21 protein-coding genes and 4 pseudogenes are annotated in these 21,124 nt (G+C 66.3%); 9 read left to right on the top strand and 16 right to left on the bottom strand.

Translation table 11 applies throughout. The features are described from left to right. Window positions 1-40 precede the first annotated feature (40 nt). From AC3WOS_RS01170 to AC3WOS_RS01200, 7 genes are read right to left on the bottom strand one after another with little or no spacing between them, the layout of a single operon-like run. Complete coding sequence (locus AC3WOS_RS01170) at window positions 41-1,618, bottom strand: GMC family oxidoreductase (protein WP_492713982.1); 1,578 nt, start codon at window positions 1,616-1,618, stop codon at window positions 41-43. A 39-nt stretch (window positions 1,619-1,657) separates the two neighbouring features. Next, on the bottom strand, window positions 1,658-2,236 hold the full coding sequence (locus AC3WOS_RS01175; protein ID WP_492713983.1) for a gluconate 2-dehydrogenase subunit 3 family protein: 579 nt from the start codon (window positions 2,234-2,236) through the stop codon (window positions 1,658-1,660). A 23-nt stretch (window positions 2,237-2,259) separates the two neighbouring features. Next, entirely contained in the window at window positions 2,260-3,042 is a 783-nt protein-coding gene (locus AC3WOS_RS01180) for a lipoate--protein ligase family protein (protein WP_492713984.1), read from the bottom strand. Further along, window positions 3,042-3,749 carry a 2-oxo acid dehydrogenase subunit E2 gene (locus AC3WOS_RS01185; protein ID WP_492713985.1) on the bottom strand — a complete coding sequence of 236 codons (708 nt, stop codon included), beginning with the start codon at window positions 3,747-3,749 and terminating at the stop codon, window positions 3,042-3,044. Before AC3WOS_RS01185 ends, AC3WOS_RS01180 begins: the two co-directional genes overlap by 1 nt. A 6-nt stretch (window positions 3,750-3,755) precedes the next feature. Continuing rightward, window positions 3,756-4,001: a lipoyl domain-containing protein gene (locus tag AC3WOS_RS01190; protein ID WP_492713986.1), complete on the bottom strand. Its 246-nt coding sequence runs from the start codon at window positions 3,999-4,001 to the stop codon at window positions 3,756-3,758. After that, window positions 3,998-5,047: an alpha-ketoacid dehydrogenase subunit beta gene (locus AC3WOS_RS01195; protein WP_492713987.1), complete on the bottom strand. Its 1,050-nt coding sequence runs from the start codon at window positions 5,045-5,047 to the stop codon at window positions 3,998-4,000. Before AC3WOS_RS01195 ends, AC3WOS_RS01190 begins: the two co-directional genes overlap by 4 nt. A 24-nt stretch (window positions 5,048-5,071) precedes the next feature. Next, entirely contained in the window at window positions 5,072-6,082 is a 1,011-nt protein-coding gene (locus AC3WOS_RS01200) for a thiamine pyrophosphate-dependent dehydrogenase E1 component subunit alpha (RefSeq protein ID WP_492713988.1), read from the bottom strand. 497 nt (window positions 6,083-6,579) lie between these two features. Between AC3WOS_RS01200 and AC3WOS_RS01205 the strand changes: the two genes are divergently transcribed. The 4 genes from AC3WOS_RS01205 (at window position 6,580) to AC3WOS_RS01220 (ending at window position 10,912) form a co-directional block, all read left to right on the top strand. Continuing rightward, complete coding sequence (locus tag AC3WOS_RS01205; RefSeq protein ID WP_492713989.1) at window positions 6,580-7,800, top strand: hypothetical protein; 1,221 nt, start codon at window positions 6,580-6,582, stop codon at window positions 7,798-7,800. A 65-nt stretch (window positions 7,801-7,865) separates the two neighbouring features. Further along, window positions 7,866-9,575, top strand: coding sequence for a pyrroloquinoline quinone-dependent dehydrogenase (locus tag AC3WOS_RS01210; RefSeq protein WP_492713990.1), 1,710 nt, complete (start codon window positions 7,866-7,868; stop codon window positions 9,573-9,575). 81 nt (window positions 9,576-9,656) lie between these two features. After that, on the top strand, window positions 9,657-10,031 hold the full coding sequence (locus AC3WOS_RS01215) for a c-type cytochrome (RefSeq protein WP_492713991.1): 375 nt from the start codon (window positions 9,657-9,659) through the stop codon (window positions 10,029-10,031). Further along, a complete protein-coding gene (locus AC3WOS_RS01220; protein ID WP_492713992.1) occupies window positions 10,028-10,912 on the top strand; it encodes a substrate-binding periplasmic protein in 885 nt (294 codons plus the stop codon). Before AC3WOS_RS01215 ends, AC3WOS_RS01220 begins: the two co-directional genes overlap by 4 nt. Before the next feature lie 58 nt (window positions 10,913-10,970). On the opposite strand, the gene lpdA is transcribed toward AC3WOS_RS01220, so the two are convergent. The 6 genes and pseudogenes from lpdA to AC3WOS_RS01250 all read right to left on the bottom strand — a co-directional run. Then, entirely contained in the window at window positions 10,971-12,368 is a 1,398-nt protein-coding gene (gene lpdA, locus AC3WOS_RS01225; RefSeq protein WP_492713993.1) for a dihydrolipoyl dehydrogenase, read from the bottom strand. 3 nt (window positions 12,369-12,371) lie between these two features. After that, a complete protein-coding gene (locus tag AC3WOS_RS01230; protein ID WP_492713994.1) occupies window positions 12,372-13,679 on the bottom strand; it encodes a dihydrolipoamide acetyltransferase family protein in 1,308 nt (435 codons plus the stop codon). Window positions 13,680-13,681: 2 nt separating this feature from the next. Then, the gene (locus tag AC3WOS_RS01235; RefSeq protein WP_492713995.1) at window positions 13,682-14,686 is read right to left on the bottom strand and encodes an alpha-ketoacid dehydrogenase subunit beta; all 1,005 of its coding nucleotides are present in this window, start codon (window positions 14,684-14,686) and stop codon (window positions 13,682-13,684) included. Window positions 14,687-14,714: 28 nt separating this feature from the next. Continuing rightward, entirely contained in the window at window positions 14,715-15,947 is a 1,233-nt protein-coding gene (locus tag AC3WOS_RS01240) for a 3-methyl-2-oxobutanoate dehydrogenase (2-methylpropanoyl-transferring) subunit alpha (protein ID WP_492713996.1), read from the bottom strand. A gap of 222 nt (window positions 15,948-16,169) precedes the next feature. Next, window positions 16,170-16,601, bottom strand: coding sequence for an ester cyclase (locus AC3WOS_RS01245; RefSeq protein ID WP_492714008.1), 432 nt, complete (start codon window positions 16,599-16,601; stop codon window positions 16,170-16,172). Continuing rightward, a pseudogene (locus AC3WOS_RS01250) lies at window positions 16,596-17,267 on the bottom strand (SDR family NAD(P)-dependent oxidoreductase); the annotation flags it as partial. The pseudogene AC3WOS_RS01250 and the gene AC3WOS_RS01245, both read right to left, overlap by 6 nt. Here AC3WOS_RS01250 and AC3WOS_RS01255 point away from each other — a divergent pair. Continuing rightward, a complete protein-coding gene (locus tag AC3WOS_RS01255; protein ID WP_492713997.1) occupies window positions 17,155-17,919 on the top strand; it encodes an AraC family transcriptional regulator in 765 nt (254 codons plus the stop codon). The pseudogene AC3WOS_RS01250 and the gene AC3WOS_RS01255 overlap by 113 nt on opposite strands. Before the next feature lie 19 nt (window positions 17,920-17,938). On the opposite strand, the gene AC3WOS_RS01260 is transcribed toward AC3WOS_RS01255, so the two are convergent. After that, window positions 17,939-18,442, bottom strand: a complete 504-nt coding sequence (locus AC3WOS_RS01260) for an SRPBCC family protein (RefSeq protein ID WP_492713998.1) — start codon at window positions 18,440-18,442, stop codon at window positions 17,939-17,941. Then, window positions 18,432-18,776, bottom strand: coding sequence for an ArsR/SmtB family transcription factor (locus tag AC3WOS_RS01265; RefSeq protein WP_492713999.1), 345 nt, complete (start codon window positions 18,774-18,776; stop codon window positions 18,432-18,434). The genes AC3WOS_RS01260 and AC3WOS_RS01265 overlap by 11 nt, the downstream gene beginning before the upstream one ends. Window positions 18,777-19,014: 238 nt before the next feature. Here AC3WOS_RS01265 and AC3WOS_RS01270 point away from each other — a divergent pair, with 238 nt between their 5' ends. From AC3WOS_RS01270 to AC3WOS_RS01280, 3 genes and pseudogenes are all read left to right on the top strand, one after another. Beyond that, window positions 19,015-19,200, top strand: a complete 186-nt coding sequence (locus AC3WOS_RS01270) for a hypothetical protein (protein WP_492714000.1) — start codon at window positions 19,015-19,017, stop codon at window positions 19,198-19,200. Between the two features lie 217 nt (window positions 19,201-19,417). After that, complete coding sequence (locus AC3WOS_RS01275; RefSeq protein ID WP_492714001.1) at window positions 19,418-20,041, top strand: hypothetical protein; 624 nt, start codon at window positions 19,418-19,420, stop codon at window positions 20,039-20,041. Between the two features lie 4 nt (window positions 20,042-20,045). Next, window positions 20,046-20,671: pseudogene (locus tag AC3WOS_RS01280) on the top strand (uracil-DNA glycosylase family protein). Window positions 20,672-20,690: 19 nt separating this feature from the next. On the opposite strand, the pseudogene AC3WOS_RS01285 reads toward AC3WOS_RS01280, so the two are convergent. After that, window positions 20,691-20,858 (bottom strand): annotated as a pseudogene (locus AC3WOS_RS01285) (DUF488 family protein); the annotation flags it as partial. 43 nt (window positions 20,859-20,901) lie between these two features. Here AC3WOS_RS01285 and AC3WOS_RS01290 point away from each other — a divergent pair. Beyond that, a pseudogene (locus tag AC3WOS_RS01290) lies at window positions 20,902-21,048 on the top strand (ATP-binding protein); the annotation flags it as partial. Window positions 21,049-21,124 lie beyond the last annotated feature (76 nt).

Here is a 21,124-nt window from a genome sequence, read left to right on the forward strand (position 1 = left end):
TCGCGCCTGCCCCAAACACTGCACAGAGGAGACTGGCGTGTCAGATTGCCCGCTGCTGCAGCTGGCTGGCGATATGCTCGGCCTGCCGGATGGCCAGCGCGACGATGGTCAGGGTCGGATTGGCCGCCGAACTGGACGTGAACTGGCTGCCGTCCGAAATGAACAGGTTCTTCACGTCGTGGCTCTGGCCCCATTTGTTGACCACCCCGTCGCGCGGGTTGGCGCTCATGCGGTTGGTGCCCAGGTTATGGCTGGCCGGATAGGCCGGCATGTCGATCACGCGGCTGGCGCCCACGGCCTCGGACAGCTTGCGGAACTGGACCAGGCCGTGACGGGCGATCGCTTCGTCGTTGCCATGGTAGGTCTTGCTGACGATGGGGATCGGCAAGCCGTACTGGTCCTTCTCCGTCGGATGCAGGCTGATACCGTTCTGCTCGCGCGCCATGTCCTCGCCGCAGACCCAGACGGCCGTCATGTGGTCGTACATCTCGAGCGCCGACGTCACGTCGCGGCCCCAGCCGCCCGGCTGCATGAAGGCGGCCGTGTAAGGCAGGCCCAGCGCCAGGCCCTCCAGGTAGTAGCCGCCGTTGAAGCCGCGCCCCGTGTTGAGCGCCACTTCGTCCGCCACCACGGCGCCGATGTCGAAGCCCCGGTTCATGTAGACCGGCTTCTGGTGGATGGCGATGGCCGCCGCCGTGGCATGGTTCATGTAATTGCGGCCCACCTGGCCGGAAGAATTGGCCAGCCCGTCGCGGAACATATTGGACGCGGAATTGAGCAGCATGCGCGGCGATTCGATGGAATTGCCGGCCACGCAGACCACGCGCGCCTTTTGCAGCACATGGCGGCCCTTGCGGTCCGCATACAGCACGCCGTTCACCTTGCCGCTCTTGTCATGCTGGATCTGCAACACCATACTCTCGGGCCGCAGCTCGACCCGGTTGGTGGCCAGCGCGCGCGGGATCTCGGTGTATAGCGTCGACCACTTGGCGCCGATCTTGCAGCCCTGCATGCAAAAGCCGATCTGCTGGCAGCCGGGACGGCCATCGTAGGGCGCCGAGTTCGATGCCACCGGCCGGATGATTTTCTGGTAGCCGATCTTGCGGGCGCCGGCCGCCACCACCTTGTACTGGTTACTTTCGGGCATGGGCGGCAAACCGCTGGCGGCGCTGCCCGCCACGCCCATCTTTTTTTCCGCCAGCTCGTAGTATGGCGCCAGTTCGGCCAGCGTGATGGGCCAGTCCAGCACGTTGGCGCCTTCGACCTGGCCATAGATGCTACGGGTGTGGAAGTCGTGCTCCTGGAAGCGCAGCGCCACCCCCGACCAGTGCACCGTGGAGCCGCCGACGGCCTTGACGATCCAGGCCGGCAGGTTGGGATAGGTCTTGGTGTGATGCCAGCCGCCGGCCGAGATGCGCTTGTCGAGCCACGATATCTTGTTGAACATGGCCCACTCGTCGTTCTCGAAATCGGCTTGCGTGAAATGCTTGCCCGCTTCCAGGATGACGATCTTGTCGACGCCCTTCTGCGCCAGCTCGTTGGCCAGCGTCGCCCCGCCTGCGCCGGAGCCGATGATGACGACCACGCCGTCGTCATTGAGATTGAATTTCTTGCTCATGGTGTCCTGTCTCCTTCAGTTATTGTTATGCCTTGCCGTTCACAGCCAGTCGATGTCGTTGAAGCCGCGGGCGAGATAGCCGCCCTTCTCCCAGGACGAGCCTTCGTAGCCCAGCAGCGGCCACACGGCCTTGTTGTCGTACAGGCTGGTGACCATGTCGCCCCGGATCTTCTGGAAGAACGGACCGGACTCGATCGCCTTCAGCAGGCTGACCCGGTCGTCCTCGGCCGCCACCTCGGCGTATGGCTGGCCGTAGCGGCGCACGGCGGCCCGGTCCAGCTCCGCCACCCCGTCCTGCAGCAGCGCCTTCAGGGCCGGGTCCTTGGCCGCCGCCCGCTCGCAAGGGGCGATGGCGTCCGCGTAATAGCGGTCGGCCAGGCGGTCGTGGGGGAACACGTCACGCGCCATGCGCAGCAAGGTCTTGCCGGTGGCCGGCCCGAGCGTATGGAACGCGCCAGCCAGGCCATCGGCGGCGGGCATGGCCAGCGCCGCCGGCGCCACGGCCGCCGCGCCCAGCGCCAGCCCGCCGCCGCGCAGAAAACCGCGCCGCGACCAGGTCACGACCTTGGGCAAGATGCGCATGGTGCCGGCGTCCGAATTTGATTGTTGGTCCTTCATATTTCCTCCAGGGTGCGTCACAGTTAATGTTGAAATGCATTGCGTGCCTGCCGGCCGCCCTCATGCTGCGCCAGGCCGTGGCGATGCAGGGCCGCGTCCGAGCCAGCGCCCAGCACGTCGGTGAGCATGTGATGCAGGCGTTCGGCCAGCACCTCGGCCATCACGGGGGCGCCCAGCTGTTCGGCGTAGGACGTGGTGCAGTCGCCGAGCAGGCCGGCGTCGCCGGGCTGGCCCAGCGCGTCGCACAGCAGGCTCCAGTCGGGCCGGGCGATCAGCGTGCCCGACGTGATCAGCACGCCGGTACGCTTGCGCAGCTGGGCCAGGCCGACGATCTTGCGCAGGTTGACCACCACCTCCCACGGCGACAGCCCGCCATAGCAAGCCCACTTCAGGCGCGCGTCGGCCTGGTGCAAGCGCACCTCCTCGGGCGGGATGGCATAGGCCCGGATGCCGGCGTCGCGCAACAGGCCCGCATGCAGCGCGCCCAGCCAGCGGTAGCTCGACACCGTGCCCTGCCCCACCAGCGGATGGTCGGGCGGCAGGATGATGGACGCGCTCACCATCCATGGCCCGGTCAGCACGGCGCCGCCGCCGGACCCGCGCTGCACCACGGACGCGGCCAGCGCGTGCCGGCTATCCATGCGTGCACGCAGGGCCGCCTGCGAGCAGCCCAGCACCACGCCGGGCACCCGGTAGGTCCACAGCCGCAGCCGCGGTTCCGTGACCGGCCGGGCCAGCTGGGCGGCATTCCACAGCTGTTCCTGCGCCTGGGTGACGGTATCGACGAACACGATTCTGGCGTCCATTACAAGCCCTCGGTGGTTTCCAGTCGGCGCTGCAGGTCGGTCAGGAACAGCGCCGCCGGGTAGCCGTCCACGGCGCGGTGGTCGAACACCAGGTGCAGCCCCATCATGGGGGCGGCGACGATGGCCCCGTCCCGCACCACGGCCCGGGCCGCGACCCGGGTCATGCCGAGGATGGCCACTTGCGGCGCGTTGATGATGGGCGTGAAACTGTCGATGCCGGTCGTGCCCAGGTTGGTCACGGTGAAGGTGCCGCGCTGGTAGGCGCCGGCCCCCAGCGTGCCCGCGCGGGCGCCGGCCGCCAGCGTGCGCGCCTCGCCGGCCAGCGCGGCCACGCTCTTGCCGTCGGCCTGGCGCAGTACCGGCACCATCAGCCCCTCGTCCAGACTGACCGCCAGGCCCAGGTTAATCTCGGGCATCAGCTCGATTTCCTTGTCCAGCATGCGGGCGTTCAGGCGCGGATGGTCGCGCAAGGTCAGCGCCACGGCGCGCAGCACATAGGCCGTCAGGCTGGGGCGCGGCGCGTCCTGCCCGGCGGGCCAGGCGGCGCGCAGCCGTTCCACGGCCGAGACGTCGACCTCGATCGACTGGGCCACGCGGGGCACGCGCCAGCCGGCTTCCATGTTGCGGGCGATGGCGGCGCGCATGCCGGCCAGCGCGATGGTGGTGCGGGCGGCGGCCGCCGGCGCCGCGAGGGTAGCTTGGCTCATGATGGGCTACTCCTCCAGCCGTGCCAGCACGGTAGCCGGGCCGATGGTGTCGCCTTCCGCGGCCAGCAGGGCGATCACGCGGCCGGCGGCCGGCGCCGTGATTTCATGGGTGGTCTTGACCAGCTCGGCGCACACCAGCACCTGGCCGGCCGCCACCTGATCGCCCTCCTTCACCTGCCAGTCCTGCAGCAGGGCTTCCGTGCCCGGCTCCACGTCGTCCCAAACGTCGCCTGTCATCAATACGTCCATCATGCTGCTTCTCCCTGTTTCGTCAGTGTGGCGTGCATCAGCGCACGGACCTGGTCGACGATGTTGCCGACCTGTGGAATAACGGCCTGCTCGAGCGGCCGGCTGAACGGAATGGGCACGTCCGGCACGGCCAGGCGGCGCACGGGCGCGCGCAGGCGCACCGTATCGAGGTGTTCGGCGATGGTGGCGGCGATCTCGCCCGACAGGCCGAAGCTCAGGTAGTCCTCGTCGGCGATCAGCACGCGGCCGGTCTTGGCCGCCGAGCGCAGCACGCTGTCGCGGTCCAGCGGCACGATGGTGCGCAGGTCGATCACTTCCACGGAAATGCCTTCTTCGGCCAGCTGCTCGGCTGCCAGCAGCGACTTCTGCACCATCTGGCTGAGCGTGACGATGGTCACGTCTTCGCCGGCGCGCGCCACGCGGGCCTGGCCGAACGGGATGGCGTAGGCTTCGCGCGGCACCTCGTTGGTGCTGCCCTCGAAGTAGGACATCCACGACAGGCCCATGATGCCCTTGTGGTAGCAGAAGATGACCGGGTTGTTGTCGCGGATGGCCTGTATCATCAGGCCCTTGGCGTCGTAGGCGTTCGACGGCACCACCACCTTCATGCCCGGCATGTGGGCGAAGCTGGCGTACAGGCATTGCGAGTGCTGGGCCGCGTCGTTGTAGCCGCCGCCGATGCCGGTCGTCACCACGATCGGCAACTTGAGGGCGCCGCCCGACATGTAGCTGTTCTTGGCCATGTGGTTGTAGATCTGGTCGAAGCAGACGCCGAAGAAATCAACGAACATCAATTCGGCGATCGGGCGCAGCCCTTCGGCGGCGGCGCCGAGCGCGGCGCCCATGAAGGCCGTTTCCGAGATCGGCGTCTCCATGATGCGCTCCGCGCCGAAGCGCTCAAGCAGGCCGCTGGTGGCGCTGAAGATGCCGCCGTATTTGCCGATATCCTCGCCCATGACGAACACGGAGGCGTCGCGCTCCATCTCCTGGCCGATGGCTTCCGAAATCGCCTGCGCCATGGTGAGCGTGCGGTGGTTACTGCTTTGCATATCAATCTCCTGTAATGGATGCGGTTAGTCGGCGAACACGTGCAGCAGGGCCTCGTCCGCCGTCGGATAGGGGCTGCTGCGGCCGAAGGCATAGGCCGCCTCGACGCGGGCGCTGACGCGCTGCCTGAGCGCCTGCTCGGCGCCGTCGTCCAGCAGGCCGGCGCCACGCAGCTGGGCGCCCAGCCGGACGATGGGGTCGTCCTTGCGCAGATTGGCCGCTTCGTCCTTGGCGCGGTAGGTTTCCGGGTCGCCCTGGAAGTGGCCGAAGTAGCGGTCGGTCTGCACCTCGATCAGGCTGGGGCCTTCGCCCCGGCGCGCGCGGGCGATGGCCGCGCCGGCCGCCTCGTAGACGGCGACCGCATCGTTGTGCTCCACCAGCACGCCCGGCATGTCGTAGGCGGCCGCCCGCACTGCGTTCGAGGCCACCGCCGTCGACACCGACTTCTCCACCGAGATGCCGTATTTGTTGTCTTCGCAGATGAACACCACGGGCAGCTTCCACACGGCGGCCAGGTTGAGCGATTCATGGAAGGCGCCCTGGTTGGCCGCGCCTTCGCCGAAGAATGCGATGGCGACCCAGTCCTTGCCCAGCTTGCGCGCGGCCAGCGCGGCGCCGCAGGCCTGGGGCGCGCTGGCGCCGACGATGCCGCTGCACGAGAACTTGGTGGGCGGGTGGAACAGGTGCATGTGGCCGCCCTTGCCCCGGCCCAGGCCCGTGGCCTTGCCGAACAGCTCAGCCGTCATGGCATCCAGCGGCACCCCCTTGGCGATGGCGAAATGGTGGGAACGGTGGGCGCCGACCACGCTGTCGTCGTCGCTCAGGTGGGCGCACACGCCCACGGCCACCGGCTCCTGGCCGGCGGCCAGGTGCATCTCGCCGGGCACGGGGCCGGCGCCGATATCGAAGGCCAGGCCCTTCTGGATCTTGGGCGGCAGTTTGCCTTCCAGATATACCTTGGACATCGTCTCTTCGTATTCACGAATCTCGATCATCTTTTCGTACATCCACAATAAATGCTGCGATGTCGGTTTCATAAGTGCAGGTCTCCTTCAAGAATTTTTGGTGGGACGGCGCGTCGCCCGCGTTGTGCATGCGGCTGACTCCGCTGACAGGCATTCAGCAAAATCAATGCCAACCCACGGCCGCCGCGCACGGCGCAGGCGGCCATCGGCGCCCAGGCCGCGCCGGCACTGGCGTTGCGGCGTGCGGCGGCCCCCGCCCGCAGCCTCGGGGACGCCCTGGCCTGCGCCGCCAGGGCCGGCCCGGGGCCGTATGGCGGCGCCATCTGTCGCAAGGGGCCGGCGTGGCCTGCGACACCTGTCTCCGCCGCGCGCCGCCGTGCCGCGCCCCTGCCGGGCCCCGCCCAGAGCGCAGGGCCCGTCCAGCGCATCCCTTTTTGCTAGTGGCACCAATTTTGCTGAGAGCTTGCTGGCCGTCACCGCCGCAGCCGCTCGCCACGCGACCGCGCCGGCGGAACGGCCCAGCCCCGCAGCCCATGCTCGGGGAATCAAAAAAAACTCAAGGAGATGTCGTGAAAAAAGGAATCAACAGCAGCACCGCAGTCAAACAGAAGGCGCTGGCCGCCTTGGTCTGCGCCGCCGTCGCCGGTCACGCCAGCGCGACCGTGGAATTCGAAACACCGGCCGGCTGGAAGTTCGGCACGGATGGCTGGATCATCCTGCAGGCGCACAAGCAGAACGGCGACACCAAGGACACCACCGGCTTTCGCATCACCTCGGGCACCACGCCCAGCCTGATCGCCTTCAACGTCACCGCGCCCGCCGTCGACGGCGTGACCTTCAGCAGCCGCGTGGGCCTGTACATCAACGCCCAGTCGGGCCAGGGCAACTTCCGCAACGCGGGCAACGTCGGCAACACGGGCGCCCAGGCGCTGGACCCGCGCGAGATCTGGGGCAAGGCGTCGGCCAGCTGGGGCGAAGTCATCTTCGGCAAGGCCTACAGCATCTACCAGGGCGAGGCCGTGCTGGCCGACGCCTCGGTGCTGGCCGGCGGCCTGACCGGCTACGACAACGTCAACACCACCAACGCGCTGGCGGCCACCTTCAACGCCGGCTACCTGTACACCAACTTCAACGCCGGGGTGCGCTACAACTCGCCGCAAAGCGAAGCGCTGACCTTCTCCGTCGGCGTCTACGATCCCAGCCAGATCCGCAACGTGTTTGTCGGCAGCGTGGCTGACCAGACCACCTCGCCGCGCGTCGAGGCCGGCGTCTACTACAAGCCGCGCCTGGGCGACGCCAAGGTCAAGCTGTACGCAGACGCCACCTACCAGCGCGCGCAGGACTGCAAGACGGCCGCCGGCACGCCATGCGCCAGCGACCGCGTGCAGACCTCCGGCGTATCGGCCGGCACCACGGTCGACCTGGGCGCATTCAACTTCCACCTGTCCGGCTTCAGCGCCAAGGGCCTGGGCTCGCTGCTGATGCAGGACCTGGACGCACTCGACGCCGACGGCCGCGAACGCAAGAGCCGCGGCCTGTTCACCCAGCTCGTGTACCACCCGACGCCCGCGCTGTCGCTGCGCTACAGCTACGGCCGCACCACCATCGACGACACGGCCGTCACGCCCGGCCACGTGGCGCGCTCCAACATCGTGGGCGTCTATTACGCCGTCAACCAGTACCTGACCACGTACGGCGAACTGGCCAATTCCCGGTTCAGCCGCAATCCCGTGTTCAACACGGGGACCGACACCAACTACGCGACCGTCGGCGCGCGCTTCATGTGGTAACGGGCGCCCGGCCCGCCGCACCAGACCTACAAGACCAAGCAACGCCCCAATACTGGAGAAGACAAATGAACCACTCCCTGCGCAAGTCCCTGCATCCCGCGGCCCTGTGGCCCGCGGCCGCCGTCGCCATCATCGCCGCCGCCACCCTGAGCGTGCCGTCGCCGGCCGGCGCCGTGGCCCATGCCATCACCGGCCCCGGCGACGCCGACCCGGACAACTGGACCCAGTACCACCGCACCTCGAACGCCTGGCGCTACTCGCCGCTGCAACAGATCAACAAGGACAACGTGAAGAAGCTGAGGACGGCATGGATACACCAGCCGGGCGACATCACGGCCGGCCTGATCTCGACGCCGCTGGTCAAGGACGGCGTGATGTACTACGTGGCGCCGAACAATAACGTGTTCGCCCTCAACGCCGCCACCGGCGAGCGGCTGTGGGCCTATCAGCCCAAGCTCGACCCGGTCTCGTCGCAGAGCTTCTACGCCACGCTGAGCCGCAGCCTGACCATGGGGCACGGCAATATCTACCTGGGCACCATGGACGGCCGTTTCGTGGCCATCAACGAAAAGACGGGCAAAGAGGTATGGTCAACCCAGCTGACCGACCTCAAGAAATGCTTCGGCTGTCTGTTTTCCTCATCGCCCATCCTGGCCGGAGATGTCCTGATCGGCGGTTCCACGGGCGGCGACCAGCCGCAGCGGGGCAAGATCTACGCCGTCAACGCCATCACCGGCGAGAAGATGTGGACCTTCGACACCATCCGCAACGATCCCAAGAGCTGGCCCGGCGATACAGGCGAAGTGGCAGGCGGCGGCGCCTGGCTGCCGGGCACCTACGACGCGGCCTCCGACACCGTCTTCATCGGCACCAGCAACGCCGCCCCCGATTTTTACGGCGATGGCCGCAAGGGCGACAACCTGTACACGGCCACCCTGCTGGCCCTGGAGCCGAAGACCGGCAAACTGAAATGGCACCGCCAGGAAATCCCGCACGACACCTTCGACTACGACTCGGCCTACGAGGCGCTGATCCTCAAGAAGGACGGCAAGGACGTGATCGTCCACCTCAACAAGAGCGGCTTCGTGTTCGTGATGGACAAGGCCGACGGCAAGCTCGAGAACGTGTGGCCGCTGAGCCAGACCTACAACTTCGTCAAGACCATCGATCCCAAGACGGGCGAGCTGATCGAGCGCAAGGAACTCCCGGCCGGCAAGGAGAGCGTGCTGTGTCCTTACCTGTTGGGCACCCGCAGCTGGAACCCCGGCGCCTACAATCCGAAGACGGGCCTGTGGTACACCAACGCGATGGAAGTGTGCGAAGTGGTGGTGCCGGGCAAGCAGGAGACCAAGGGCATGGGCATCGCCTCGCTCTACCTGGGCGTGGACAAGCTGGAAGCGGTCGCCCCGCCGGGCCAACCGGCCGAGGGACGGCTGGACGCGCGCGACCCGCTGACGGGCAAGCTGAAATGGAGCGTCAAATATCCGATTCCGGGCCTGGGTGGCGTGCTGACCACGGCTGGCGGCCTGGTATTCAATGGCGATCCGGCCGGTTACGTCCATGCCTACGATGCCGAGAACGGCGCCGAACTGTGGAAGTTCCAGACCGGCTCGGGCATCCGCGCCGGCATCATCAGCTACGCCGTCAACGGCAAGCAGTACATTGCCGTGCCTAGCGGCTGGGGTTCGCTGGCGCCGGGCTTCATGGCCAGTGCCTTCCCAAAGATCAAGGAACTGACGGGCGGCGCGGCCATGGTCGTGTTCGCACTGGATTAAACCCCATGGCGGGCGGCGCCCTGCCCGCCCGCCATCTTCCCACTCGCCTTATCGACGATGACATTGAACAGGAGTTTCCTCATGCGCAGCATCCTTCCCTGCCTTTATGGCAATCTGATCCCGCTGTTGTTGGCCGGCGCCACGGCGTGCGGCCCGGCCCTGGCCGACAGCCCGCAGCGGCCGGACCTGGACAGTCCCGCCACCATCGCGGCCGGCGCCAAACGCTTCAACCAGAATTGCGTCTACTGCCACGGCAACGCCGGCTCCGGCGGCAAGGGCGCGGCCCTGCAGGGCCGCCACGACCTGACGCCCGAGTACCTGTTCCAGACCATCAGCAACGGCAAGCAACGCGGCAGCCTGCTCATGCCGGCATGGAAGGAAGCCTTTTCCGATCAGGAGATCTGGGAACTGGGCAGCTACATCCTGTCGCTACGCGACGTCGGCCCGAAGAAATGAGCGCGCCGCGACCGATCCGGGGCCGCGCGCTGGCCGCCTCGATGGCCATGCCCTGGCGGCTGGCCCGCCTGTCCGGCCGTGCGTGGCTGCTGGCGGCGTGCGCCCTGTGGGCGGGCACGGCCGCCGCCCGCCCGCTCGACGAGATGATGGCATCCCACCGCTTCACCGTGTGCGCGGCCGACAACGCGCTGCCGTATTCGAGCAAGGACGGCGCCATGCCCGGCTTCTACCTCGACCTCGCGCGCGCGATCGCGCAGGCGCTGGGGCTGGAATTGCAAGTGGACTGGATCGGGTCCAGCGAGCAGATCAGGTTCACGTCGTGCGATGCCGTGATGGCGGTCCCCGCCACAGACGCCGTGGCCGGCGACGGCGGCGACATCGACAAGCTCCGGCCACGGCTGCTGACGCTGCCGTACATGGCCGTGTCCACGCTGCTGGTGCTGCCGGGCCATGCGGCCGATGGCGTCACGTTGACGGCCCTGCGGCGCAGCCATGTCGCCGTGCCCAGCGGATCGGTCGCGCACCAAGTGCTCAACGACGCAGGCGTGCCGGTCTGGGTCCGCTTTCGCGACGACGGAGAAATTCTCGACGCGGTGCGCAATGGCCAGGCCGACGCAGGCGTGGTGTCGCAGATCGGCTACGGCTGGTACCGGAAAAGCCATCCGGGGACGGCGCTGGCGGGCGTCGACCACGTGCTGCATGCGCCCGGGCTGCGGTTCAACGTCGCCATCGCGCTGCGGCACACCAACCTGGCGACCGTGCGCAAGGTCGACGCGGTCGTACGGCGATTGCGCGACGAAGGCGTCATCGCGGCCATCTTGCAAAAGTACGGCATCGCATTCCTGCCACCCGATGCCGGGCCCTCGCCGCTTGCGCCGTAGCCCATACTCGCAGGCACGATCAGCGCAGCGCGTGCCATGTCCACTCGCCCCCCAGTCGTCAAATATGCAGCGCATGCCCCAAGGCGCGCAGCGCTGCCTCCTGGATCGCCTCGCCCAAGGTGGGATGCGCGTGGATCGTGCCGGCCACGTCTTCCAGCGTCGCCCCCATCTCGATGGACTGCGCAAACGCGGCGGACAACTCCGACACTGCCTTGCCGACCGCCTGCCAGCCGACGATCAGATGATTGTCGCGCCGCGCCACCACCCGCACGAAACCGTCCTTCGATTCGAGCGACATGGCGCGCCCGTTCGCTGCGAACGGAAAGAGCGCGTCGATACAATCGATACCCTGCGCCCGCGCCTGCTGGGGCATGGTGCCGACCACCACCACTTCCGGATCGGTAAAGCACACCGCCGCGATAGCCGCGGGGCTGAAATGGCGACGCTTGCCACTGATGATTTCAGCCACCATTTCACCTTGCGCCATGGCGCGATGGGCCAGCATCGGCTCGCCCGTCACGTCGCCGATGGCCCACACGTCGTGCATCGAGGTACGGCACTGGTCGTCGACTTTGATGAAGTGGCCATCCATGTCGATGCGCAGTTTTTCCAGGCCAAAGCCGCGCGTGTTCGGACGCCGGCCAACCGCGACCAGCACCTGGTCCGCCGCCAGGGTCACCTCTGCGCCGGCCGCATCACGGATGCGCACCGCGCCGCCCGCCTCGTCCAGGCCCAGCACCGCGCTGCCCAGGCTGGTTTCGACGCCCAGGCCCTTGAGCGCATTGGCCACCGGACGGCTCAAGTCAGCGTCGTAGGCAGGCAGGATACGCTCCTGCGCCTCCACCACGTGCACTTGCGCGCCCAGCTTCGCATAGGCGATGCCAAGTTCAAGCCCGATATACCCGGCCCCCACCACCACCAGCTTGCCCGGGACGGTCTTGGGCGACAGCGCTTGCGTTGCGCCGATCACCTTCCCGCCGTAAGGCATGAACGGCAATTCGACGGCGGACGACCCCGTGGCCAGCAGCAGATGCTGGCAGCCGATGCGCTGCGGGTTCTCGCCGTCGCGTACCACTTCGACGGTCTTGCCATCGACGATATTGGCCCACCCCTTCACCACGCGCACGCCACTCTTCTTCAGCAGTGCCGCCACGCCGCCCGTCAGGCGCCCGACGATGCCATCCTTCCACAGCACGGTCTGGCCGATGTCGATACGCGGCGCCTGCACCGAAATGCCAAGTGCCGAGCCGCTGGCGAAATGGCCGGCCTTGTCGAATTCATCGGCGGCGTGGATCAGTGCCTTCGACGGGATGCAGCCGACGTTCAGGCAGGTGCCGCCCAGTTCAGCCGCTTCCACCAGCGTGGTGGCGATGCCAAGCTGGCCGGCGCGGATGGCCGCGACATAGCCGCCGGGACCGCCGCCGATCACCAGCAGTGTCGTTGTGTGTTGGTTCATCTGTTACTCCACAAAGAGCATCGCTGGACATTCCAGCAAGGCGCGGACGGCTTGTATGAACTGGGCCGCGTGCATGCCGTCGATGACACGGTGGTCGAACGAGGACGACAAGTTCATCATCTTGCGAACGACCAGCCCACCCTGACGCACCATCGGCCGCTCCACGATCTTGTTGACGCCGATGATGGCCACTTCGGGATGGTTGATCACGGGCGTCGAGACGATGCCGCCCAGGGCGCCCAGGCTGGAGATGGTGATCGTTGAACCGGACAACTCGTCGCGCGTGGCCTTGCCGGTGCGCGCGGCATCGGCAAGCCGTCCGATCTCCGCCGCGCACGACCACAGGTCGCGCGCCTCGGCGTGGCGCATCACCGACACCATCAGCCCGGCATCGGTCTGCGTGGCCACACCCAGATGGACGGCCCCGTACTGCGTGACGACACCGGCATCGTCATCGAAACGCGCGTTCATCTGCGGGAACTGGCGCAGCGCGACGACCAGGGCGCGCGCCAGCAATGGCAGCACCGTCAGCTTGCCGCGCTCCTTGCCCCATTGCTCGTTCATGCGTGCGCGCAGGCTCTCAAGCTCGGTGACGTCGATCTCCTCGACGTAGGAGAAGTGCGGGATGCGGCGCTTCGATTCCTGCATCTTCTGCGCGATCTTGCGCCGCAGTCCGACCAGCGGGATGGCCTGTTCCGCGTAGTTCTCGCGGTAGCCGCCGGCCGGCGCGGCGGACGGTACGCCCTGCGCGCCGCGCGCGGCGTAGGCGTCAAGGTCGGCGTGGAGGATGCGGCCGGCCGGGCCGCTGCCGTGCACGAACTGCAGCTCAACGCCCATGTCCCATGCGCGCTTGCGTACCGCCGGCGAAGCGAGCGGACGTTCGCCCGGTGCGCGCGCCACGCGCGCCGATGCGGGCACCGCCCCCGCTGGCGCCGCTGCTGCCCCTGCTGCCCCTACTGCCGCTGGCGCAATGTGCGCCGGGGCCGGGGGCGCCGGCACTGCCGCAGCGGCTGTCGATGTGGTCGTCGGACCGGCAACCGCACCGCTTGGCGTCTTCTGGTTGCCGGCCCCCTCCACTTCAATGTGGATCAGATCCGCCCCCACGGCCATCACCTGGCCCGCCGCGCCACCGAGCCTGGCCACGGTGCCGTGCACGGGCGAGGGAATTTCAATGGTGGCCTTTTCGGTCATGACATCGGCCAGCACCATGTCTTCCGTGACCGCGTCGCCTACCTTGACATGCCACATGACCAGTTCAACTTCTGCGATGCCCTCGCCAATGTCCGGCATCTTGATGACGTGAATACCCATCTTTATGCCTCCACCGTACGTTTGAACGCCGCTCCAACGCGCGCCGGGCCCGGGAAATACGCCCATTCCTGCGCGTGCGGATAAGGCGTGTCCCAGCCCGTCACGCGTTCAATCGGCGCTTCCAGATGGTAGAAGCAATGTTCCTGCACCAGCGCCACCAGTTCGGCCCCGAAACCGCAGGTGCGCGTGGCCTCGTGCACCACCACGCAGCGGCCGGTTTTTTTGACTGAGGCGACGATCGTCTCCAGGTCCAGTGGCCACAGGCTGCGCAGGTCGATGATCTCGGCGTCGATGCCGGTCTCGCGCGCAGCCGCCTCGCTTACCCAAACCATGGTGCCGTAGGCGAGCACGGTGAGCTGCTTGCCCGGCCGGAAAATGGCCGCCTTGTCGAGCGGGACGGTGTAATAGCCCTCGGGTACCTCCCCCAGCGGGTTCTGCGACCAGGGCACCACCGGCCTGTCGTGGTGGCCATCGAACGGCCCGTTGTAAAGGCGCTTCGGTTCGAGGAAGATCACCGGATCGTCGTTCTCGATCGAGGAAATCAACAAGCCCTTGGCATCGTAAGGATTGGACGGCATCACGGTGCGCAAGCCGCATACGTGGGCAAAGATGGCCTCCGGACTCTGGCTGTGGGTCTGGCCGCCGTAGATGCCGCCGCCGCACGGCGTGCGGATGGTGATCGGCGCGGTGAAGTCGCCCGCCGAACGGAAGCGCAGTCGCGCCGCCTCGGACACGATCTGGTCATACGCCGGATAGATGTAGTCGGCAAACTGGATTTCGATGCAAGGCCGCAGGCCGTATGCGCCCATGCCGATGGCCACGCCGACGATGCCGCCTTCCGAAATCGGCGTATCGAACACGCGCGACGTGCCGTACTTCTTTTGCAGGCCCTCGGTGCAGCGGAACACGCCACCGAAGTAGCCCACGTCCTGCCCGAACACCACGACGTTATCGTCCTTCTCCATCATCACATCCATCGCCGAACGCAGCGCCTGGATCATGGTCATGGATGTTTTCGTTATATTTTCCGCCATCTCAGATCCCCAGTTGCTGACGTTGCACGCGCAGGTGTTCAGGCAATTCTTTGTAGATGCCGTCGAACATTTCAGCGGGACTGAAGGTGTGGCCGCTGGCCATGGTGCCGTACTGTTCGGCCTCCTTCTGCGCGGCCAGCACTTCCGACTCCAGCCGTTTCTGGGTTTCCTCGTGCTCCTGTTCGGACCAGGCGCCGGCCTTGATCAGGTATTGCTTCAGGCGCGCGATCGGATCGCCCAGCGGAAAATGCGACCAGTCGTCGCCGGGGCGGTATTTCGACGGATCGTCCGATGTCGAATGCGGACCTGCACGGTAGGTCACCCATTCGATCAGGCACGGCCCGAGGTTGCGGCGCGCCCGCTCGGCGGCCCAGCACGACGCCGCGTACACGGCCAGGAAATCGTTGCCATCGACGCGCAGCGAGGCGATGCCGCAGCCAACGCCGCGCGCGGCGAAGGTCGTATTCTCGCCGCCGGCGATGGCCTGGAAGGTCGAGATGGCCCACTGGTTGTTGACCACGTTGAGGATGACGGGCGCGCGGTACACGTGGGCGAAAGTCAAAGCGGTGTCGAAGTCCGCTTCGGCCGTGGCGCCGTCGCCGATCCACGCCGAGGCGATCTTGGTATCGCCTTTGATCGCCGAGGCCATGCCCCAGCCCACGGCCTGGATGTATTGCGTCGCCAGGTTGCCGGAGATGGAGAAGAAGCCCGCTTTCTTCACCGAATACATGACCGGCAACTGCCGGCCCTTGAGCGGATCGCGCTCGTTCGACATCAGCTGGCAGATCATGTCGACCAGCGGATAGTCGCGCACGATCAGAATGCTTTGCTGGCGATAGGTGGGAAAGCACATGTCGTCCACATTGAGCGCCAGCGCCTGCGCGGTGCCGATGGCCTCCTCGCCCAGACTCTGCATGTAGAACGACATCTTCTTCTGGCGCTGCGCCATCAGCATGCGGCTGTCGAAGATGCGGGTCTTCATCATGGCGCGCAAGCCCTGGCGCACGACCTCGATATCGATGTGTGGCACCCAGGGTCCGACCGCGTTGCCCTCGGCATCGATCACGCTGATCAGCGAATACGCAAGATCGCGCGTATCCATGGGCGCCACGTCGACCTCGGGGCGGCGCACGGCGCCGGCCGGCGACAGGCGGAGATAGGAAAAATCGGTCGCGCAACCTGGACGTCCCGTCGGTTCGGGCACGTGCAGGCGCAATGGTTCAGCCTTGCTCATTCAGATTCCTTCATGCGCGAGGGTGTCGCACTTGGTGTGGTCAATCGCGGCGCGCCCGCTGCGGATAGCGGCGGGCTGCCTGGACTGTGGAACCGCCCGCCGCGGATCGCAAAGCGGGCACGAAAATTTTCCTCAAAAGCAACGCTAGGGTAACATGATTTCCCCCACGCATGCGCAGTGGAAATACGTGAAAAAGACGTGAAATCAAGGTTGTTAAAAACTTCACCCTTGCCGCAATTGCGCGACGACGGCGGCCAGCGTATTGACACCCCAATGCTCAACGTAGCGACCGTCGCGCACGCGCACGACATCGATCACATCGATCGCAATCTCCCTGCCCGTCGCCTCCACGCCGAGCAGCGCGCCGACATGCTTGCCCGAGATGGTCTTCCGGGTGATCACTTTGTCGCCCTCGCACAGTTGCTCATGGATGTGCACCTGCAGATCACCGATCGCGGCGCGCAGCACGGTCGAAAACGTGCGCCACATCGTCTCGGCACCGCGCATGGCCTCGCCTGGCGCCGACCAGTTGACGAAGTCCGGCGCCATCAGCGCGTCGAACGACGCCCGATTACCCTCCTCGATCACTTCACGGTTGAAGCGCGCGACGATCGCCTTGCGGTCGCCATCGTCCGTCTCCGGCGACGTCGCCATTGCCAGCGCGTCGGCCCCCGCCATCACGCGCATCGGCGCGGCGGGATCGGTCACCGCCCGCCAGACCGCTTCGGCGACGTCACGTGCGTGCGTCAGGGGCGCATCGCTGTTCTGCACATTGGCCAGCATGCGCTGCCGGAAATCGGCATAGGCCGCGTGCCCGCCCTCCCCCATCAGGCGACGCGCGTTGTCGCCGAAGCGCGTCTCCGCCGAGCGACCGGGCAGCACTAGCCGCACGCGGACATCGAACGGCGCCAGCTCCAGCGCCAGCGATTCCGTGAACGCGTTGACCGCCGCCTTGCTGCCCGTATAGACCGACAGCAAGGGCAGCGATTTGATGGTCACACTCGACGTCACGTTGACGACCACACCGGCACGCCGCTGCCGAAACTGCGGCAACACCGCCTGCGTCATCGCGATCGTGCCGAGCGAGTTGGTCTCGAACAGCTGGCGAATGTTCGCCGGCGCACTGTCCTCCAGTGGCGCCAGCAGGCCGACACCGGCGTTGTTGACCAAGGCGTCGATCGGGCCGGCCGCTGCGATGCAGTGGCGGATGCTGTCCGCGTCCGTCACGTCGAGCGGCAGCACGCGCAGGCGCTCCGTGTGCGGCAGCTTTTCGACATCGAGCCTCGACCGGCTACCCCCGGGCCCGGATGAAGTGGTCATCACGCAGGTCACGCCGATGCCTGGCGGCGCGCGCGTCGGCGATCCGCATGGTCCGGTCGATGTGCGCATGCTCGTTGGTCATTGCGAGTTTGGTTCGCCCGATTCCGCCCTGCTCGTATCGCTGCTGCCGCAATACGTGCACATACGCGGCGTGCAGCGCCTGGCCACGCTGGTCCAGATGGTGGGCGATGAATCGCGCGCCGACCGGCCCGCGCGCGACATTGTGCTGTCCCGGCTGCTCGAAGTGTTGCTGATCGAGGCGCTGAGGTCGACGGCGAGCACCGGCGCGTCGGCCGGCCTCGTGCGTGGACTAGCCGACCCCAAGCTGGCGATCGCCCTGCGCGCCATGCACGAGCGTCCCGCCGCCGCATGGAACGTCGCGCAATTGGCGCGCGCGGCGGCGATGTCGCGTTCGGCCTTCTTCGAGCGTTTCAGCCAGGCCGTCGGCGTGGCGCCGATGACCTATCTGCTGGCGTGGCGCATGGCGCTGGCCAGGCAACTGTTACGACGGCGCGAACTGAAGATCGCCGACATCGCCGAGCGCGTCGGCTACGGCTCGGTCAGTGCGTTCGGCGTCGCGTTCACGCGGCACGTCGGCATGCCGCCCAGGCGTTACGCGCAGAGCGAACCCGAAGTAGCGGCTGCGGCCTGACAGATTGCCCGTGCGCGTGTCATGCGCACAGCGTCAGCAACAGCTCGTCGAGGCGCTCGAGGGTGGAGGCCATGCCCTCTTGCATGCCCATATCGATGACCTTTTGCACGTCTTCCGGCGAGTCGTATCGCACGACCGTGGTGACCAGCGTGTGCTCCTTCAAGTCCGAAAACGTGACGTCCCAGCGCGAACGCGGCATGTCGGCATTGACGACGCCTGTTTCATCTGTGAAGCCATCCAGCGCCGCATAGCGGTCGACCGGGCGGATGGCCAAGTAATCCACGCGACTCCAGAAGGCCTGCCCATCGGGCGTGACCATGGCGTAGTGCCAATAGCCGCCCTCCTTGAATTCCATGTGTTTGGTCTTGGTGCTGAGGGGCTTGGGCGCGAACCAACGGTCGAGCAAAGCGCTCTGCGTATGGCAATCCCAGACCAACTGGCGCGGGCCGGCGAATTCCCGCGTCACGGTGAGGGTGCTGTTTTCCTTGTTGACCACAAAATCGAATTGAAGCTTAGCTGCCATGCTCGTCTCCTTGCAGTTGTTCCAAAAGGTTGTCCAGGTTGTCGTATCGACTGCGCCAGAGCGCCCGCTGCTCCTCGAACCAGCGCTCGGCCGCGGCGAGCTTGTCCCGCTCGAGCGTGCAGGTCCGCACCCGCCCGCTTTTGCTGCTGCTGACCAGGCCCGTTTCTTCCAGTACCCGCATGTGCTTCATGAACGACGGCAGCGCCATGTCGAACGGCGCCGACAATGCACTGACGGTCGCCGGACCGGCGCCCAGCCGGCGCACGACGGCCCTGCGCGTTGGGTCCGACAGCGCGTGGAAGATCGCGTCCAGCGCAATCGAATAGTTATCCATACGGCTAACTATAGGCGCAAAAAAAATGGAACGCAACCATTTTCGATAAGAAAAAGTCATCCGTTTCACTTTGCATGGTCTCAACTGGGGCATTTTGTCTCAATGTATGGATATTGTTTTTAGGTACTATGTCCCACTCACGACAGATCGTGTCACTAATAGCCAGGAAAAACGCAAAATCATGGATTGGGTCCCTCTAGTCTTCGCTACGTTCAAACTTCTCGTGCTCGGCACTGGCATGTTCTACGCCATCAAGTGGCATTACGATCAAGGCAAGAAGGAGAATAAGAGCGTGTATGAGCCGCGCGCCGTGCTGCGCGCGGGCGGCACGGTGGCCGCAGTCTTCATGCTAGCGCTGCTGGGCCTGGGGATCGTCACCTACGCCTTCGGCAAAATGCTTGGTTTGGACTTGACCTTCCCTTGAAGGCAAGAAAATAGTTGCCCCGCCCGGCTGCACCGCCCGGCGGGGCATTTTCATTGGGGCAAGGGGCTTCAAGGGCCGTCCACCTGCCTTACAATGTCAGGGCTGGCAGTCTTATGATCTTGCCCCGAATGACCGGACACATCCTATCGCCAAATGAACGCCGCCTTCCTGAGCACGGCGCTTAGCTCCCTCCTGAACCCAGAAAGGCAGACGAACCATGAGCTTCCCTGATTTTTTCGACCAGGCCCCCACCATCACCGTGCATGACGGCCTGGCCGGGTTCCTGGGTGCGTGCAGCGACGGCATGATCACCTACCGCTATGTCGACGCCGTCAGGCTGGCCGGGCACTCGTGCCCGACGGTCGCCGGCGCCTACCTCATGACGCGGCGTGCCTTGGGCGTTTTGTACCCCGACGGCACGCCCGAGCGCGGCGCACTGCGGGTGCGGTTCGCGGCGGCGCAGGACGAAGGCGTGAGCGGCGTCATCGCCAGCATCGTCGGCCTGATCACGGGCGCGGCGGGCATCGGCGGCTTCAAGGGCATCGGCGGCCATTTCCAGCGCCAGCATCTGCTGCAATTTGACACCGGCGATGATGGCGAGGTGGTGTTCGAGCGTGGCGACATCGGTGCAGCTGTCCGGCTCAGCATGCAATTGCACCGGGTTCCGGCCGACCCGGGCCAGAACGTCCTGTTGAGAGAGATTCTCGACGGCCTCGCCACGCCGGACGACAAGCGCGCATTCGCCACCTTGTGGCAGGGGCGTGTCCAGCGCATCTTGATCGATCATGCGGACGACCCTGATCTGTTCGCCGTCGCCTCCGTCACTCCGGCGGCGCAGTGACGGCATGAACGGATCGCGCGGTCCATCGGCAGCGCCGGCGTACGCCGGGCTGGATCAGCTATTGGCGGCGGTCCGTCAATGCCGCGCCTGCGAGGCCCGCCTTCCTCTCGGCCCCCGGCCAGTGTTGCAGGCGGGCGCTACGGCGCGCATCCTCATCGTGGGACAGGCGCCCGGCGCGCGCGCGCATGCCTCGGGCATCCCTTGGGATGACGCCAGCGGAGAGCGGAGCGCCTGCGCCGGTGGCTGGGTCTGGATGCGCCCCACTTTTATGACGCTTCGTCCATGGCGATCATCCCGATGGGATATTGTTATCCGGGACGGGGAAACAGCGGCGACCTGCCGCCGCGGCGGGAATGCGCGACGCTGTGGCTCGATCAATTGTTGACGGCGCTGCCCAGGATTGAACTGACTCTGCTGATCGGTCTGCATGCGCAACGGCACTTTCTGGGCAGTCGCCGCAGGTCGTCATTGACGGAGACGGTGCGGGCATGGCGCGAGTTCGGCCCGCACTATCTGCCCTTGCCGCATCCCTCGCCGCGCAACACGCCGTGGTTCCAGCGTCATCCCTGGTTCGAGCGCGAACTGTTGCCCACGCTGCGCGAACGGATCGCGTCGCTGACGGCGACGTGATCACGGCCGCGCAGTCTCGCTACAGCCGCAATAACGGGTCGCGCAACACGACTGCCTGATTGTGCTCCCGGTCCTTCGCGCCATACACCAGCGTAATCGGCTGGCCTGCGGCGTCGGCCAGCAGGCCGCGCATGCGCGCCAATTGTTCGTCAGTTTGCCGTTCGGTCAGATAGCGTTGCTGGAACTCTTCCCAGCGCTGCTGTCAGCAGCGGTTGTAAACAGATACACCGGCGTCCGATTTGTTGCTGACGCTGACGACAGCGCACGCGCAAAACAGTTTGAAGACGGTGATGCGCCGGGCCATGAAGACGTACAGGCTGCTCATCATCGATGAAATCGGCTACCTGCCGATGAACCGCGAGCAGGCCAACTTGTTTGCGGTGGTCAAGTAAATTCGGACACAACGATAGGTTCACGTGTTGCCATTTCCCGTTCATAGACGGAGGGCGGCAG

The organism is Rugamonas sp. FW305-51, from assembly GCF_058786935.1.

What these genes read in the sequence shown, in the direction of transcription:
- AC3WOS_RS01200 (WP_492713988.1), bottom strand. Translation starts at nt 6,082, where the DNA reads ATGAAACCGACATCGCAGCATTTATTGTGGATGTACGAAAAGATGATC.
- AC3WOS_RS01260 (WP_492713998.1), bottom strand. Translation starts at nt 18,442, where the DNA reads ATGGCAGCTAAGCTTCAATTCGATTTTGTGGTCAACAAGGAAAACAGC.
- AC3WOS_RS01185 (WP_492713985.1), bottom strand. Translation starts at nt 3,749, where the DNA reads ATGAGCCAAGCTACCCTCGCGGCGCCGGCGGCCGCCGCCCGCACCACC.
- AC3WOS_RS01170 (WP_492713982.1), bottom strand. Translation starts at nt 1,618, where the DNA reads ATGAGCAAGAAATTCAATCTCAATGACGACGGCGTGGTCGTCATCATC.
- AC3WOS_RS01195 (WP_492713987.1), bottom strand. Translation starts at nt 5,047, where the DNA reads ATGCAAAGCAGTAACCACCGCACGCTCACCATGGCGCAGGCGATTTCG.
- AC3WOS_RS01245 (WP_492714008.1), bottom strand. Translation starts at nt 16,601, where the DNA reads ATGGCGACGTCGCCGGAGACGGACGATGGCGACCGCAAGGCGATCGTC.
- AC3WOS_RS01210 (WP_492713990.1), top strand. Translation starts at nt 7,866, where the DNA reads ATGAACCACTCCCTGCGCAAGTCCCTGCATCCCGCGGCCCTGTGGCCC.
- AC3WOS_RS01175 (WP_492713983.1), bottom strand. Translation starts at nt 2,236, where the DNA reads ATGAAGGACCAACAATCAAATTCGGACGCCGGCACCATGCGCATCTTG.
- AC3WOS_RS01275 (WP_492714001.1), top strand. Translation starts at nt 19,418, where the DNA reads ATGAGCTTCCCTGATTTTTTCGACCAGGCCCCCACCATCACCGTGCAT.
- AC3WOS_RS01255 (WP_492713997.1), top strand. Translation starts at nt 17,155, where the DNA reads ATGCTGTCCGCGTCCGTCACGTCGAGCGGCAGCACGCGCAGGCGCTCC.
- AC3WOS_RS01215 (WP_492713991.1), top strand. Translation starts at nt 9,657, where the DNA reads ATGCGCAGCATCCTTCCCTGCCTTTATGGCAATCTGATCCCGCTGTTG.
- lpdA (WP_492713993.1), bottom strand. Translation starts at nt 12,368, where the DNA reads ATGAACCAACACACAACGACACTGCTGGTGATCGGCGGCGGTCCCGGC.
- AC3WOS_RS01180 (WP_492713984.1), bottom strand. Translation starts at nt 3,042, where the DNA reads ATGGACGCCAGAATCGTGTTCGTCGATACCGTCACCCAGGCGCAGGAA.
- AC3WOS_RS01230 (WP_492713994.1), bottom strand. Translation starts at nt 13,679, where the DNA reads ATGGGTATTCACGTCATCAAGATGCCGGACATTGGCGAGGGCATCGCA.
- AC3WOS_RS01270 (WP_492714000.1), top strand. Translation starts at nt 19,015, where the DNA reads ATGTTCTACGCCATCAAGTGGCATTACGATCAAGGCAAGAAGGAGAAT.
- AC3WOS_RS01235 (WP_492713995.1), bottom strand. Translation starts at nt 14,686, where the DNA reads ATGACCATGATCCAGGCGCTGCGTTCGGCGATGGATGTGATGATGGAG.
- AC3WOS_RS01190 (WP_492713986.1), bottom strand. Translation starts at nt 4,001, where the DNA reads ATGATGGACGTATTGATGACAGGCGACGTTTGGGACGACGTGGAGCCG.
- AC3WOS_RS01240 (WP_492713996.1), bottom strand. Translation starts at nt 15,947, where the DNA reads ATGAGCAAGGCTGAACCATTGCGCCTGCACGTGCCCGAACCGACGGGA.
- AC3WOS_RS01265 (WP_492713999.1), bottom strand. Translation starts at nt 18,776, where the DNA reads ATGGATAACTATTCGATTGCGCTGGACGCGATCTTCCACGCGCTGTCG.
- AC3WOS_RS01220 (WP_492713992.1), top strand. Translation starts at nt 10,028, where the DNA reads ATGAGCGCGCCGCGACCGATCCGGGGCCGCGCGCTGGCCGCCTCGATG.